21 protein-coding genes are annotated in these 16,000 nt (G+C 31.6%); all 21 read right to left on the bottom strand.

Going from position 1 to position 16,000, the window contains the following annotated elements; translation table 11 throughout:
- Positions 1-19: 19 nt before the first annotated feature.
- A complete protein-coding gene (locus tag RBQ61_RS11385; RefSeq protein ID WP_308137436.1) occupies positions 20-895 on the bottom strand; it encodes a tyrosine-type recombinase/integrase in 876 nt (291 codons plus the stop codon).
- Positions 895-1,476 (bottom strand): hypothetical protein, encoded by a 582-nt coding sequence (locus RBQ61_RS11390; protein ID WP_213924462.1) that lies wholly within the window; start codon positions 1,474-1,476, stop codon positions 895-897. The genes RBQ61_RS11385 and RBQ61_RS11390 overlap by 1 nt, the downstream gene beginning before the upstream one ends.
- A gap of 75 nt (positions 1,477-1,551) precedes the next feature.
- Positions 1,552-2,076, bottom strand: coding sequence for an NUDIX hydrolase (locus tag RBQ61_RS11395; RefSeq protein ID WP_308137437.1), 525 nt, complete (start codon positions 2,074-2,076; stop codon positions 1,552-1,554).
- Between the two features lie 162 nt (positions 2,077-2,238).
- Positions 2,239-3,033, bottom strand: coding sequence for a sporulation transcription factor Spo0A (spo0A, locus tag RBQ61_RS11400; RefSeq protein WP_308137438.1), 795 nt, complete (start codon positions 3,031-3,033; stop codon positions 2,239-2,241).
- 210 nt (positions 3,034-3,243) lie between these two features.
- Entirely contained in the window at positions 3,244-4,335 is a 1,092-nt protein-coding gene (spoIVB, locus tag RBQ61_RS11405) for a SpoIVB peptidase (RefSeq protein WP_308137439.1), read from the bottom strand.
- Between the two features lie 121 nt (positions 4,336-4,456).
- Positions 4,457-6,124: a DNA repair protein RecN gene (recN, locus tag RBQ61_RS11410; RefSeq protein ID WP_308137440.1), complete on the bottom strand. Its 1,668-nt coding sequence runs from the start codon at positions 6,122-6,124 to the stop codon at positions 4,457-4,459.
- A gap of 10 nt (positions 6,125-6,134) precedes the next feature.
- Positions 6,135-6,587, bottom strand: a complete 453-nt coding sequence (locus tag RBQ61_RS11415) for an arginine repressor (RefSeq protein ID WP_213924458.1) — start codon at positions 6,585-6,587, stop codon at positions 6,135-6,137.
- Positions 6,588-6,604: 17 nt separating this feature from the next.
- On the bottom strand, positions 6,605-7,429 hold the full coding sequence (locus RBQ61_RS11420; RefSeq protein ID WP_308137441.1) for a TlyA family RNA methyltransferase: 825 nt from the start codon (positions 7,427-7,429) through the stop codon (positions 6,605-6,607).
- A 179-nt stretch (positions 7,430-7,608) separates the two neighbouring features.
- Positions 7,609-7,803, bottom strand: coding sequence for an exodeoxyribonuclease VII small subunit (gene xseB, locus RBQ61_RS11425; RefSeq protein ID WP_308137442.1), 195 nt, complete (start codon positions 7,801-7,803; stop codon positions 7,609-7,611).
- Positions 7,803-8,987, bottom strand: coding sequence for an exodeoxyribonuclease VII large subunit (xseA, locus tag RBQ61_RS11430; RefSeq protein ID WP_308137443.1), 1,185 nt, complete (start codon positions 8,985-8,987; stop codon positions 7,803-7,805). The genes xseB and xseA overlap by 1 nt, the downstream gene beginning before the upstream one ends.
- The gene (locus RBQ61_RS11435; protein ID WP_308137444.1) at positions 8,968-9,936 is read right to left on the bottom strand and encodes a hypothetical protein; all 969 of its coding nucleotides are present in this window, start codon (positions 9,934-9,936) and stop codon (positions 8,968-8,970) included. Before RBQ61_RS11435 ends, xseA begins: the two co-directional genes overlap by 20 nt.
- Positions 9,933-10,337 carry a transcription antitermination factor NusB gene (gene nusB, locus RBQ61_RS11440; protein ID WP_213924453.1) on the bottom strand — a complete coding sequence of 135 codons (405 nt, stop codon included), beginning with the start codon at positions 10,335-10,337 and terminating at the stop codon, positions 9,933-9,935. The genes RBQ61_RS11435 and nusB overlap by 4 nt, the downstream gene beginning before the upstream one ends.
- A gap of 119 nt (positions 10,338-10,456) precedes the next feature.
- Positions 10,457-10,846 carry an Asp23/Gls24 family envelope stress response protein gene (locus RBQ61_RS11445; protein ID WP_308137445.1) on the bottom strand — a complete coding sequence of 130 codons (390 nt, stop codon included), beginning with the start codon at positions 10,844-10,846 and terminating at the stop codon, positions 10,457-10,459.
- Between the two features lie 42 nt (positions 10,847-10,888).
- Complete coding sequence (locus tag RBQ61_RS11450) at positions 10,889-11,668, bottom strand: SpoIIIAH-like family protein (protein ID WP_308137446.1); 780 nt, start codon at positions 11,666-11,668, stop codon at positions 10,889-10,891.
- A 67-nt stretch (positions 11,669-11,735) separates the two neighbouring features.
- Positions 11,736-12,299, bottom strand: a complete 564-nt coding sequence (locus RBQ61_RS11455; RefSeq protein WP_308137447.1) for a hypothetical protein — start codon at positions 12,297-12,299, stop codon at positions 11,736-11,738.
- Between the two features lie 75 nt (positions 12,300-12,374).
- On the bottom strand, positions 12,375-12,695 hold the full coding sequence (locus RBQ61_RS11460; protein ID WP_308137448.1) for a hypothetical protein: 321 nt from the start codon (positions 12,693-12,695) through the stop codon (positions 12,375-12,377).
- 120 nt (positions 12,696-12,815) lie between these two features.
- Positions 12,816-13,946 (bottom strand): hypothetical protein, encoded by a 1,131-nt coding sequence (locus RBQ61_RS11465; protein ID WP_308137449.1) that lies wholly within the window; start codon positions 13,944-13,946, stop codon positions 12,816-12,818.
- Between the two features lie 4 nt (positions 13,947-13,950).
- The gene (locus RBQ61_RS11470; protein ID WP_308137450.1) at positions 13,951-14,340 is read right to left on the bottom strand and encodes a SpoIIIAC/SpoIIIAD family protein; all 390 of its coding nucleotides are present in this window, start codon (positions 14,338-14,340) and stop codon (positions 13,951-13,953) included.
- Between the two features lie 13 nt (positions 14,341-14,353).
- Complete coding sequence (gene spoIIIAC / locus RBQ61_RS11475) at positions 14,354-14,551, bottom strand: stage III sporulation protein AC (RefSeq protein WP_308137451.1); 198 nt, start codon at positions 14,549-14,551, stop codon at positions 14,354-14,356.
- A 9-nt stretch (positions 14,552-14,560) separates the two neighbouring features.
- Entirely contained in the window at positions 14,561-15,064 is a 504-nt protein-coding gene (locus RBQ61_RS11480) for a hypothetical protein (protein ID WP_308137452.1), read from the bottom strand.
- On the bottom strand, positions 15,051-15,983 hold the full coding sequence (gene spoIIIAA, locus RBQ61_RS11485; protein WP_308137453.1) for a stage III sporulation protein AA: 933 nt from the start codon (positions 15,981-15,983) through the stop codon (positions 15,051-15,053). Before spoIIIAA ends, RBQ61_RS11480 begins: the two co-directional genes overlap by 14 nt.
- Positions 15,984-16,000: the final 17 nt, after the last annotated feature.

Here is a 16,000-nt window from a genome sequence, read left to right on the forward strand (position 1 = left end):
GTAAGTTAGTATACATATATTATACTCTTGGAAATGTCTTTTTAAACACTTCCAATGATTTAAATTCAACGCTACATAAATAGTTCTGAGCTGCAGCAAGGCTGCTAAGTCCCATCAACTCCTGAACGGTTCCGAGATCTGCTCCGTTAGAAAGCAAATGAACCGCAAATGAATTTCTTAATATCTGGGGCGACAATTCCTTGCCTAATTTCATTTTTTTCTCGTAAAACTTTAATATTTTCCAAATCCCCTGCCTTGAAATTGATTCGCCGGTAATATTGATAAATAGGAATTCATTGTCTTCTTTACATTTCTTATCCCTGAAGTTATTCATGTAATTGTAGATTGAATTGTTTGCATGTTTACTTAATGGAACTATTCGTTCTTTCTGTCCTGATATGTTAATTATGCCGGTATTAAGATTAATGTCACTTTTTTTGATGTTTATCAGCTCAGTCACTTTAATTCCGGAAGAATACAATAATTCCAGTATTGCTGAATCTCTGCTTCCTTTGAATGTGTCTGTATCCGGCTGTTTCATCAAAAGGGTTACTTCATTCTCGGAAAGTACCGCAGGAGATTTTTTAATTTGTTTAGGGCTGTGTATGCTTATTGCAGGATTGTTATCTACAAGCTTGTCTTTTTTTAGAAATTCAAAAAAATTCTTAAGTGCTGAGATAGTTCTTGATATAGTTGAAGAACTTTTACCCTGTTTTTGAAGGTTCACAAGATACGTAAGTATGTGAGCTTTTTTGGTTTTAACTAATCCAAGCTCATAATTATTGTAAAGATATTCTTTAAAGCTGTTTACGTCATAAATATACGAACTTATGGTATTATCGCTTAATTTTTTTGAAATAAGATACAACTTATAGTTAACTATATTTTTATCCATTATCTCACCAACAATCTGCTTAATATTAGTATATAATAGCTGTATAAAAAGCTGTAGCCTGCCACAATTAACAAATATACCAGAGACAGCTTTATGTAGCTCGATATAATTATATCAAATTTATGCGAAATAGTCTCTATGTTTTTTGTTTTTTTGGTATATTTTGAAATAGTTCCTGATATAAAAGTAAAATAGAACAATAAAGGAAAAAATACAAAATAATCGGTGAACGTCATGAAAAAGTATTGGCTGTCCATTCCGAGCGTTCTTATTAAAAAAATGACTGAAAGGCCATAATAAACCGATACAAACACAAACAGAGCAGTTATTATGTTTCCGTACCCTAATATTGTCAGCACAATGACAGCTGCAAAATATATTAAATTTCTTTTTAGTGTTGCTGCAAATATCTCTGAGACTTTCATAGTGCTTATGCTTTCATAATTGATGTTTGTCAGGCTTGTCTCTCCGGCACCAATGTAAATAAGCGCTGACAGCATTAGAGAGAATATAAATACAGCTAATAAAAATAAAAATCTTTTATTTTCTGACTGTATCAATTTCTTTAGTACATTGTTCATAAAAAAACCTCCTGAAAAGCTTTATACAATATATGCTTGATCAGAAGGTTTAATTCTATTTATGATTTATCAAAATTAAGAATTCAGCCAGTGTATGATTGCTATCAATGTCTTACTGTCTAAAATCTTTCCTGTTTCCAGCATTTTCTTTACTTCTTCTTTGCTGACTGAAATGCTTTCTATGAATTCATCTTCATCAAAATTTGTGGAAGTAAATGTCAGCTCTTCAGCTTTAAATAAAAATAATTTTTCGTTTGAAAACCCTGGTGAAGTATAGAATTCGAATAATTTTTTAATTTTTTTAGCTTCAAAACCTGTTTCTTCCTTTAACTCTCGCAAAGCACATTCAATAGGTTCTTCAGCTATATTTATTATTCCTGCTGGAACCTCATACAGAAAATCCTCTACAGCCTTTCTATATTGTTTTACAAGCAGCATTTCATTTTTTTCGTTTACTGCCAAGATGGCAGAAGCATCTTTATGTTCTACTATTTCTCTTTTAGTATATTTTTTGTCTTCAAGCTCAACTGTATCTACTCTTAAATTTATTATTTTACCTTCAAAAATTTTTTCACTTTTAACGGTTATTTCAGTATTCAAAATTGCCTCCTCATTATTGCAATTTTTATATTCATTGTATTTTGTATATCCGCTTTATTGTAATAATAATAAATGTTTTTGTCAAGCTTATTATTAATATCACTAGATTGTTACAAAAATGCAATATACCGATACTATCAGTATATTGCATTAAATAAATAATTATGATACCTTTTGTTCTAGCCTAAGCTTATCAGCTATCATTGCAATAAATTCTGAATTAGTCGGCTTACCTTTATTATTATGTATAGTATAACCGAATATATTGTTAATAGTTTCTATTTTTCCTCTGGTCCATGCAACTTCAATTGCATGCCGGATTGCTCTTTCAACTCTGCTTGGAGTGGTACTGTATTTTGAAGCTATCATTGGATACAATTCCTTAGTAATAGCTCCAAGAAGTTCAATATTATTTACCACATCTATTATTGAAGTTCTTAAGTATTGATACCCTTTTATGTGTGCCGGTACTCCGACTTCATGAAGAATTTCAGTTATTTTAACTTCAAGACTTAATTCTGCATTTACTTTTTCGTTATATACAATTTCTCTGCTCTTATTTTGAGCTCTTGAAGTTTCAATATCCGACAATTGAATTAGTCTGTCCGCAAACGATTCAAAATTAAATGGTTTAACTATGTAGTAATCCACACCCATATTAATTGCTCTTTGAGTGACTTTATCATGGCCGACAGCTGATAAAATAATAACTTTAGGAAATTTTTTAAGTTCCTTTTTGTGTAGTTTTTCCATTACCCCTAAGCCATCCAGATGCGGCATGATTATATCCAATATTAATATGTCAGGCTCATGCTTCTCGACTGCTTCCAGCGCCTTTATCCCATCATCGGCGACATCCACAACGTCAAATATGTTCTTACTTAGCAAAAAATCCTTAAGAATAAGCCGAAATTCCTTGTTGTCATCAGCAATAACTACTTTAACCTTTTTTTTCATTTTGATTCCCCCATTGTTAATATTTTTATCTATAAGATATATACGCAGAATTTTCAAAAAAACCTTTTTTTTCCTAAAAATATTTTTTATTTTTTTAAAATATTTTTTTTTTCTTCTGCTTAATTCTATATATATTATGATTTTACAATATTATACTAAAATTTTCAGTAATCTATAAAAAATATGAATAGGAGCGGCATTTTGCCGTCCCTAACTGTTGGAATTACTGTAAATTTGATCAAAAATCCATTCAATATATATTCCGTATCCCTTTGTGGGATCGTTCATGAACACATGTGTAACGGCACCTACAATTTTATTGTTTTGAATTACAGGGCAACCGCTCATGCCTTGTATTATACCGTTTGTAAGATTAAGTAAATCATTGTCAACAATTTTGATTACAAAACTTTTTTCACCCGGTTTGTTTTGATAAAACATTTTTGTTATTTCTACATCATAAACCTGTATTTCATTGTTAACACAAGAAAAAATTTGTGCCGGACCTATGCGCATTTCTTCCTTTTTACCAACTTCAATTAAATTACTGCTGAAATAACCCAGACTAGCCTTATTTATATTTCCATAAATACCGAAGTTAGTGTTATTCTCAACTGTACCCAGACTGTTTTCATCCCTTATAATATATCCTATAATTTCACCAGGTTCACCCTTTTTTCCCGATTTTATGCTTGTAATGTTTGCTTTTGATATGGTTCCTGCTTCAATATCTATTAGGGAGCCTGTTTCCGAATCTGAAATGCCATGCCCGATGGCACTGAATTTACCTGTATCAGGATCAATAAAAGTCACTGTTCCTATTCCCGCAATATTTTCTCTGGCCCAGAAGCCAAACTTTATTTCATCACTTTCATAAATTTTAACAGGCGTAAAATTTAAATCAATAATGCTTCCATGTCTTTCTATGGTGAAGTTATAGTTCTTAATTCCATGTTCTTCTGTGTACTTCAAAATATCATCAGTTGTTTCAATAACAATTTCATCAATTTTAAGTATTTTATCTCCAATTTGCATTCCTGCTGCTTTAGCAGGAGATAGTGATAATTTATCGGTACCTATTATATCAGCCAATCCTACTACCAATATTCCTGCAGTTTTCAATTCCACGCCTATGGTCTGCCCTCCGGGTATTATGTACTTACCTTCGGATTCCATTACCTCATTATCTAATTGTGTTAAGACATAGGGATTTGTTTTAAGATCATAGCCAAAATAAACCGCCGCCAGTAAAATTGCAATAAAAAAAATAAAGAATAAAACTCTTTTAGCGAAATTTTTCATTATGCTCTCCTTCAAGTTTTATCTTTAATTTCTCCACTAGGCACTTTATTATTCGTGTGTCCTGCTTACTTAGCAGCCTTTTTTTCGAAAATCTAGAACTTATGTTACTGAATTTACAGATTTATGCAGTAATACTTGATTCAATTAAATCTTTTGCGTTATTTAAAGATTTTTCGGTAATTTTCATGCCGCTCAGTAATCTTGCAACTTCGTAAATTTTGCTTTCTTTATCAAGTTTTTTTACAGTGCTGTAAGTATTTCCATTAACAACTTTTTTTTCAATTAAAAAATGATTTTTAGAAATTGATGCAATTTGAGGGGAATGTGTTACACAAATCACCTGGTGTTTATCTGAAATATAGTTCATTTTTATTCCTGCCATTTGAGCTGTCTTCCCGCTTATACCTGAATCAATTTCATCAAATACCATGGTTGTCTGGGAACTTTCAATGTCTGAACTAATTTTTTTAAATGCAAGCATAATTCGGGAGGCTTCTCCTCCCGATACCACTTTTTGCACAGAATTCAAATCACTTCCGGCATTGGTTGCTATAAGAAATTCCACATCATCAATACCGTCCGGCGAATAATTGCTTTTTCTTTTAATGTTCACCTTGAAACTGATGTTTTTCATATTAAGATCGTTTAGTTCTTTAAGCAGCTTTGTTTCAAGCATTTTTGCAGCACTTTTTCTTTTGCTTGATATTCTTTCAGAATAACTTACCAGCTTGCTGAATATTTTATTTTTTTCTTCTGTCAGTTTATTCATTTTATATTCTGCTTCTTTTAATAAATTTAATTCATTTTCTGAAGCATTTCTATAGTCACTTATTTTCTCAATTGTAAATCCGTATTTTCTCTTTAACCTGTTGATGAGAGACATTCTGCATTCTATTTTATCTAGTTCATTTTCATTAAACTCCGTTTTTTCGGAATAATCTCTTAAATCATAGTTTAAGTATTGTATTTCTTCAAGCAATATATCAAGCCTTTTTATAAAAGCTTCCAAATTTTCGTCATACGTTTTTATTCTATTCAGAATTGTGTAAACGTTATTCAGACTACTGTCCAGACTCAGTAAATTATTGGCTTCATACAATGAACTTTGAATCTCTTTGATATTTGAAAGCTTTTTAATTTCTTTAAGCAGTTCCTCTTCTTCAGATTCTTTTAAGTCAGCTTCGTCAATTTCATCAATTTCATATTGAAGTTGTTCTATTTTAGTATTTTTGTCAATGAGTTTTTTCTTAAGAAAGTCTATTTCACTTAACTTGCTGCTGTATTCTGCATATATTTTAGAATACTCTGATAAGTCTTTATCCATATCTTTTTGGATAAGGCTGTCCAACAAAGCAATATGCCTTTCTTTTTTAAACAGGCTCTCGTGTCCGAATTGCCCGTAAATATCAATTAAATAGCTGCTTACTTCTTTTAGTGAGCTTAATGGTATAGTTCTGCCGTTTATTTTGCTTATACTTTTTCCGCTGTCCAGGATTTCTCTTGATATTATAAGATAATCTTCTGAATCGATTTCAATATTTATTTCATTCAGTATGTTTTGAACTGCTTTAAAGTCTTCAATATCAAAAACAGCTTCAAGAAATGCACTATTCTTACCTTTTCTTATTAAATCTTTTGAAGCTCTTTCACCAAGAATCAGTGACAACGCTTCAATCAATATTGACTTACCGGACCCTGTTTCTCCGGTAAAAACATTAAATCCTTTATTAAATTTAATAGATTCTTCTTCAAATACAGCAAAATTGCGTATACTTAAGTTAAGCAGCATGCTATCACCACTATCTAATATTCTTTTTAAATTCTTCTAAAACATATTCTACATTATCCATAGATCTTATTGCTACAAACACGGTATCATCTCCTGCAAGAGTTCCTACTATATCATCTACTCCCATGAAGTCAATCGCTGATGCACATATCTGAGCTGCTCCTGGTATCGTCTTAAGAACAATAATGTTAAGAGCATTGTCAATGGAAACAACGGAATTTTCAAATATTTTATACAACCTGTCTGTGATTCCTTCCTGACTTTGCCCTATTGTAGCATATTTGTATTTCCCACTTTTAGCCATAACCTTTACAAGCCTAAGCTCTTTAATGTCTCTTGAAATGGTAGCCTGAGTAACGTCGATTCCCATAGCTTTCAAGCCATCAGCAAGCTCTTCCTGAGTTTCTACTTCTTTTTTTGAAATAAGCTCAAGAATTTTTGTTTGTCTTGTATACTTTTTCATTAGTCACCTCATAAAATTCAATTTTTTTTATAATAATCAAAGGCTGTATTTATTAAGCCCTTGAAATTTGATTCAGAAATAACCGAGATTTGACCGGATTCTTTTCTGATGTATCCAAGGTATTCAATGTTGCCGTCGCCGCCCTTTACCGGAGAAAATGTCGCTTCCTTTAAACAAAGTCCGCTCTCAGCACAATAAATCTGAATATTATTCAAAACATCCAGATGAGTTTTTTTGTCTTTGATGATACCGTTTTTCCCTACACTATGTCTTCCAGCTTCAAACTGAGGTTTAATAAGTACGATTATATCTGTTGATTCATTGCTTATATCGTAGATCTTTGGAAAAATTAGTTTCAGAGAAATAAATGACACATCTGCAGTAATGATATTGATATCCTCTTTAAAAACAGCGGTGTCTATATATCTGAAGTTTGTTCCTTCAATATTTATTACGAGTGCATTTTTTTTTAAAGATTCGTGAAGCTGGCCATGTCCAACATCCACAGCATATACCATCTTTGCCTGGTTTTTAACAAGATAATCTGTAAAACCTCCGGTAGAAGCACCTATATCCACCGCTGTTTTATTTTTTATATCTATATTAAAATGTTTAACGGCTTTTTCTAGTTTTGATGCACCGCGTCCAACATATTCAAAATTATTTGTTATTTTTATTTCATCCAAATCAGTTACTCTACCAGATGGCTTAGTCTGTAATCTGTCATTAACATATACGCTGCCTCCGATAATTAATTGTTTGGCTTTCGCTCTGCTCTCAGTCAAACCTTTTGTTTGAAGATATACATCGAGCCTATATTCTTGCATTAAATACCCTTTCATAACTTTACATAATTATTCTGTTCAGGATGAAAACATTTGAACAATTCAATAGAATTATAGCATAAAAATTTATAAATATCAATTGTATTTTTTTATTTTATTAGAAATTAAATACTTAAAATGAATAAATATTTTGTTTATTCAATATGGAGCGTGTACGCATACTGCACACATTACAACTATTTAAACGTTTCGTCAATTACCTTGATTTTTCTTTGTGTGTCTTCAAGTTTTTTAGCACAATAAGAATATGCTTTCATTCCTTCTTCATAATTTTCCAGCAGCTGGTCTAAAGACAAGCTGTCACTTGTTTCAAAATCCTGGACTATTTTTTTTAAGTTTTCTAATGCACTTTCAAAGCTGTTATATTCCATTATTCCACCTCTTCAATTTTAATTGCCTCTGCCGTAATTTTAAAATCTTTATATGTTATGTTAATTAAATCATTCTCCTCAACTTGGCTGGGTTTTTTTATAATCTTCCCTCTATTATCTGTTACAAGAGCAAATCCTTTTTCCAAAAGCTTTTTATAATTGTAGCTGTTAAGCTTTTCGTTAAGGATTTCCAGACAGTTGGACCGACCATTGATTTCTGCGGTTACATGGCTTGTTATAGCATTCTTGCAGTTTTCAACTTGACTTTTAAGCCTATATATATCATCAATAGGAAGATAGCTTTTCAAAATATACTTTGATGATTTGATTTCTGCCTGCTTAATTGTAATTATATTATGTGTCATATGTTTAAGTGCATATACATATCGTTCCAGCTTTTCTTCAACATCTTTATATCCTCTGATAATTCTTTCTGCCGCTGCTGTAGGTGTATGACAATATATATCTGCTACGTAATCAGTCAGGGTTCGATCTGTTTCATGACCTATTCCGGTTACTACGGGAATACTTGATTTATATACTTCCTCGGCAACTTTTAAGTCATTAAAAACATTCAAATCCTCAAAACTTCCACCTCCTCTGGAAATAAGTATAACATCTGCATTGTTTTCATTAAAAAAATTGACCCCGCTGATTATGCTGTCTATTGATTTTTCTCCCTGTACTAAAGTGTTGTAAATTATTACCTCAAAATCTGCCCTTACGCTTTCAAATGTCTTTAATATATCTTTAATTGCTGCACCGGACTTTGAAGTTACTATTCCTATTTTGGAAGGGTATTCCGGCAGCTCCATATGTCTGTCAAACATTCCCTGAGACTTTAGCTTTTCCTTTAGTGATTCAAGATCGGATAATATTTTACCTAACCCTATTCTTTCTATGTTTCTTACTGTTAGCTGGTAGACTCCTTTTACCTCATATAAGGAAATTTCTCCGTCAGCGATAATTCTATCTCCGTTTTTTGAAATGTTGTCAGCAAAAAAAGCAACGCAATTAATACATGACGCTCCGTCGCACAAGGAAAAGTATGTGTAACCGGTCTTACTTAACCGGATATTTGAAATTTCTCCTTCTACTCTGAGGTTGTTTAAAATTGAGTTGCTCATTAAATATTTTTTTATATATTGATTTAAAACTGATACCTTAATTGGTTTTATCTTCATTATACCACCTGTCCATTATGGGCATCAACGAAACTCCCACGGCATTATCAGATGAATTTTCTTTTGTCGGAAAGATTATATTAAAATCATTTTTTAACTTATCAAAAACTGCATTTCTTATTATAACGTTTGAAGCTACTCCTCCTGCAATTATTATAGTATCAAAATAATTGTTTTCTTTGATATAATTAATAATATGCACAATACAGTCAGCAACATATCCAAATATGGAGTTAATTATTGATTCTCTGCTATATTTATCGGCAAGAATTAGATTTTTATAATAGTTCTCCATACCTGAAATATTTATATAAGAATCTCCGCTGATTGCAGGGAGCTTGATCTTTGCAAATTCATTAATTTTTACCATACAATTTTCCATATGCATTCCGCATGGAAACGGAAAACCCATAAAAGTTCCTAACCTGTCAATAAGCTGTCCGAAGGTTATATCTTTGCTTCCGCCTTTAACGAGGGCTTTATAACCTTTTTTAACTTTTCTTACGTCTAAAAATTCCGTTGTGCCGCCTGAAATATGTATTGCTAATATATTAGATGTATGTTCTTGGTATTGTTCTATCAATGAAGCCGCTATATGGTTCTCCTGGTGAGAATATTCAGTATAATCACAGTTCAAAGTTTTTGCGATTGCTTTACCATAATTTTGTCCTACCGTAAAAACCGGCATATATGATCCTTCCACATTTCTCGGCTTTGAACTGACGCTTACTATTTTTATGTTTTTTAAATCTTCTGTTAGCTGACCGTACAAAGTATTAAAATTTTTTAGATGTTGAAAAACAGCATCCTGCTGCCTCAATCCTTTCTGTCCTATAGGAACATTCAGAATAATTCTATTATTGAATTTTATTTCTCCGGTTCTTAAATCGGCCAGTGCAATTGAAGTTGTATATGCGCTTGTATCTATGCCGAGTACATACTCTGTCATTGTTCAACACGCCTTACGACTGTTCCCAATATTCCGTTAATGAATTTATGTGAATCTTCGTTCGAATATTTTTTGCTTATCTCAACAGCTTCGTTTATTGAAACAGATGCCGGTATTGAATCATTATATAAGATTTCTGACAGAGCAATCCTGAGCACAGCCAGATCAACCTTTGCAATTCTGTTTATTTTCCAGTCTTTTGAGTTTTCTGTAATACACTTGTCAATTTTGTCAATATTATCAATCATATCATCCAGTGTCTTGTTCAGATATTCGATATCAACACCCTCTATTTCAAAGTGGTTAATGTACTTGCAAGGAAGAGATTTATCAAATTCTTTGTTTACATCCATGCAATATGCGATTTTAACTGCTTCTTCTCTTGTTTCTTTTCGTTTCATGCTTCCTCCGTTTGCAGGTATACAACTATCGGCTGTTTTCTTTATCCCGCTTGTGAAAATAATTATAGATTGACAACAGGAAAATGTCAATCTATAATAGCTTTTTATATTTTATTCGATTATTCAACTATCTCCGTTTCAATAACATCTTTATCTTTATCTTTTTCTTGGATTATGTTAAGTACATGAACGTTAACGGCAGCTACAATCATGTCTGTCATCGTTTCTATTTCTTTTTTGACAGCGGCCTGAACTTCTTTTGCTACTTCGCTTATTTTATAGCCATATTCAACATTAATAAAAATGTCTAAAACAACCGTGTTTTCATTTATTTCAACCTTTATTCCTTTAGAATAATTATTTTTCGAGAATAGGTTTGAAATTCCCTCAGCCATGCCTGTTCGTGTTGTGCTTACGCCTTTTACACCGCTGGTTGCTATGCCAGCTATTATAATAACTACATCATCAGATATTTTCACCTGGCCGAATTCTAAATTTTCGTTATCCATCTTAGCACCTCCTCAAATGATTATATCAGAAGTTGTAAATTTTTACAAATCAATATTATCAAATTTAACTATTTTTATTTGCTCAGGTTCATAGCTTGTTTCTGATACAATTACATCCAATATTTTTGTTGCATCCGCTTGCTCGATCTTATCATTTGTCACTACCTTAACAGTATCGGAATCAACTATTACAGCAGTTTCGTTGTATCCTTTAGATTGAAGCATGAGCTCAATGTTGTTTTCTTTTTCTACAAAGTCATTTTTGTTTAGCAAAAGAGCCTCGAATTGACTTTTTGTTTCGGCAGAGATGGATTCATTGCTTATGCTTTCTTCGAGATGGTCAATTACATCCATATTTTTCTTATCCTTGTTTAATTTAAAATTAGCAAAGCTTGAATTAAGCATATCAAAGATACCTTCAGACGAAGCCGTCACTGCATCATCATCCAACAATATATCTGTTATATCACCAAGTATTACATAATCTGATTCTTCCTCAAGTATCTCAGCAATAGATGCTTCTGTGTCTGATTCGGAAGGTACTTCCGGTTCTTCAGTTTCACCAGAATTAACAGCTATATCTGTTGTATCTGTCTGTTCCATTACTTCTACAAGCTCAGCCCCACTTATTTCCTCACTACTGTTTTCCAAAATCTGAGACAAATCACTGCTTGAATCTTCAGAACTAATTTCGTCCTGCAATTGTGCATAATCTTCTTCACTAAATATGTTCTCCGGCGTCATGGTCATATTTATATAACCAATGATAAATATTATTGCCAAAGAAGTTAAAAATACCAATGTTTCCTTTCTCATAATCATAATTACCCCCTGAGTTAAATTCAAAAACTGCTTCGTAGATATCCAAACCGATAAAGTTAAACAAAAATTATCTGTTGGAAACTACTATTTCAATATCGTTTAAGTTAATATCTAATAAAGTTTTTACACAGTTCATGAGAACCGGGTAAATATCTTTATTGCCGCTGTATTTAACTACTACAAGTACACCTGAGATTTCAGGATATTCGTAGTATTTTGGTACAACTTGGTTATTGTTTCCAAGAACCATCTGATTTTGCTTTGTCTCTCTTTTTACCTCTCTTTTAGTACCGTCACCGCCCACTTCAACATTTGTTTCATTGCTTGTATTTTCATCATAAACAGGTTTCATTTCCGGAGTGTTTTTAGTATAAATCATAACATCCGCACTATTTACGCTTTCAATTTTTTCCAGTATTTGTTCTAATCTTTTTTCCAATGAATATACATAATTTTCTGTTGTCAAATCCGGGCTTTCATCGTTGCTCAAGGTAACATCAGAAGTTTTGGTACCTATTATACTGGAGGTATCAAGCTTGAGTATCAATGAAATAATAACCAGCAATATAAATATATTTACTGCGTACTTTAGGTTTTTATTGTCCTTGAACATATTAAAAAAATTATTCATATGTGCCCCCATTATTTTATTCATTTAATGCAAAAGTTTCTGACACTTCATTTAAACGTAACAGTGAAACGAAGTCTATTGTATATATATGTTATCTGAACTTGTTTGCAAGATTTCAGCCATATCAGTTTTTAATCTGTTTACTTCATCCATACTGAGCAATTTGTTTAATGTAACTACTGCTTTTATATCCATGTCATCGTTAAAATTCATCGTTATATCCCTTACTACATCATCTCCTTCAAATATTTTTTCATTTATTGAGTCAATAAAATTCTGATCAAAGTTTTGTATACTTACTTCTCTTTCATAAGCATAATCTTCAGGTTTGATATTATTTAATATATTTAAATCTATTCTTCCATTTAAAAATATATTATCCAGAATATAAATCATGATAAATATTTTAATAGTTATTCTGGAGAATTTTTGCGTTTTTCCTTCCGGAAAAATTATCATTATAATGTTAAACATAAGAATTAAAATTAGTATGTTAATTATTGTATTTTTCATAAGCTACCCAAAAATATTATTTATATAATTCAGTAAAATTGAATAGTAAACAGTCACGATTATAATAGGAGTCATAAGACATATTAAATATACGTAAAACATATCGGCCATCTCATAAATAAGCTTGGATATATTTTCATTGAGCGGCTCCGTCAACACTCCCACTGTCTTGTACAGCACCAGAGCAAGTGATATTTTAATAAGAGATCCTCCGAATGCCGAAAACATAAATATTATTATCACAATTCCCAGAACATCCTTTATCATTAGAATACTTTTTAAAAATACTCCGAAAAATTTACTCACCGCATTTCCGATTATGGGTACGGCAGAAGGAGATAATGCTTTTATGGAATTAATAAAAATATTATCTGTCTTGTATAATATATATCCTTGTACAGAAAAATTTATGACTACAATAATCATGTAACCTGACAAAAATAATAATGTTGCCTTTTTCAGAAACTTATACATTAATTTGGCATTTATCAGCTTGCTCATATTGTTTATCAATATAACCGTAATGAGAACAACAGTCATAACGTCGGTAAAGGAATAAATAAAACTTGTAGTTATACCTATAACATAATTCAATGACGTATAAAAAAACTGAAGTATGCTTAATTTGCCGAATGTAAGCATTGCAGCCATGAATACAGCGTTTATTTCTTCTGTTATTATTTTAAACTTAGCAAAGTCTGCCTTCATTATGTTTTTTATGCTCAAGACATCCTTTAAAACTATTGTAAATATTATCATAACCGAAAACAGAACAACTATATCGGAAACGCTGTGACTGGAAAATTCATCAGAAAAATACTTAATTATTGTTAAAATCATGCAGATTATCAATATATAGGTGCCGGTACTTACAATCTCTTTTATAAAATTTTTCTCGTTTTCGATCTCATACAGAAAATAATCCTTTATGCTGATATCCAGCCTGCCCTTAAACGCATTTCCTATAATTTCTCTTATATTTATATTGTTGTCACTAAAATAAGAGTTGTTACTATTTATATATTCCTCTAGATTTCCAATGGGTATCTGGTCAATTGCCTCATCTGTTACAGCTGCAAACGCATTTGTAGATATTGATAATATTATAAAAAACATTATTATTATTTTTTTCATTTTATCACCCGTTAACCAGCAGCATTATTTGATCAAGAAATATCTTTATTACATCAATTGAATAAATAAGTATAATAAGCTTACCTGCTATTTCAACCTTCTTGCCTATTGATTCATAATTTAAATCTTTACAAAGGAGAGAAATAAAATCACAAATATACGCTATTCCAACGATTTTAAGTATAGTAGAAAAATACTCCGATTTTATGTTATACCTTACAAACAGATTTACGAATTCCTGTATATATCCCTTAAGCTCTCTGAAAAGTATGAGCATAATCAGTATGCCGAAAATAACCGTAATATGGACTTTGAATTCTTTATTGAAGTTTGAAATTGTAATTCCGAGAATAACAGTGATTAAAGCAATAAATATTATTTTTGCCAGCAACATATCATTCCTTTCATCAATACAAGTTAAATACTGATTTTACCTCCATAAATAAATCATTCATCATTCCCACAATGAGAGCCATAACAACTATAACTCCGGTAAGAGTAACAAACATAGCCTGCTCGTCTCTTCCTGTTTTAGATAAAATCTGATTAAATACAGCCACAACTATTCCTATAGCACCAACCTTAAAAATTAAATCAATATCCATAATTTCCTCCTAAATCAAAATAACCGCTGCTAAGCACCCCACCAATATAGAAATTCTGTTGTTAAGATTTTTTTTCTCAGTGTGTGACCTCACAAAGCCTTTCATTGAATTCTCCATTTCCCTGATTGTAAAAAGAAGTTTTTTATTCAGCACATCTGAATAGGCACTTCCGTAATAATCAACAATATCTGAAAAATATTTGTTAAAGTCATCCGGTGTGTGTATTAGCTCCTTCATGAAATTTTCCAGCTCATATTTATTTTTTTTATGTATCAGGTGTTCTTGAAGTTTATTGCAGATTTTTTTGGTTTCATCATTTTTGTAATTGTATTTCAGGTATATTTCTTCATATGACAGCTTCATATCACATGAATATGTTCTTAAATAGTCCGTGAAATTCAAAAGTTCTTCCATGCTTGCTATACATTTGTCTCCGTAATCATTTATGAATTTAAAAATTAGTTTTACGGTTACTATAGTCAGGACGAACAACATCGATTTAATCCAAATCATTAAATATCACCCTATTCTTTTCAAAATCGTAAACCTCTTTGACAATGCAGGGTTTTTTGTTATTTTTTAAAATTATTGCTCTGTCAAAAAGCTTATTATCAATTATCGGCTTCATATATATGTTTTTTTTCAAGTCTTCCAGGCCGAAGCCGTGGGCAGTTGCTATTATATTTACACCACTTTTAATTGCATATTGAATAATTTCGAAATCTTCCTTTGAACCCAATTCATCAGATATTATTATTTTTGGAGAGAGTGCACGTATTCCCATTATAAATCCTTCTTTTTTCATGCAATATGAAAGAACATCCGTACGTCTCCCCACATGCATTTGAGGTGTACCATTGTATACCGCCGATATTTCTCCCCTTTCATCTATAAGAGTAATATCGCAGCCTTTATAATACGGTTTTGACGTTCCATCGCTGAGGTTTGCACATACATCCCTGATAAATGTCGTTTTACCAGACAGAGGGGGGCCAATTATTAAAGTATTGTAGATATTTTTGCTGGAGCTTATAAAATATTTTATATATTTTTCTGCACATCCGGGATATTCCCTCGCTATTCTTATATTTAATGAAGTGATATTTTTAAAACCTTTAAAGTGCTCACCTTCATATATGCAATCACCTCCAAGTCCTACCCTGTGACCACCTTCGACGGTTATGTATCCGTTTCTTATTTCCTTTTCAAATGCATGAATTGAATTTCTTGTAAGATTTGAGATGGTATCATCTATATCTTTTTTGCTGATTATGTAGTTAAAATTCAAGAAATCGTCTAATTTTATTCTTTTTATCATTATGGGAAAATTAATCCTGAGTCTTACTTCAACAGTATCTCTGCCAATCAGATCTGACTGCTTGGACATAACATTCCTTACACCGCTGCTTAAGAATTTTAAGATATCATTCATTTTTCCTCCTAAGTACT

The sequence above is a fragment of the Sedimentibacter sp. MB35-C1 genome (assembly GCF_030913635.1).
Taxonomy (GTDB): domain Bacteria; phylum Bacillota; class Clostridia; order Tissierellales; family Sedimentibacteraceae; genus Sedimentibacter.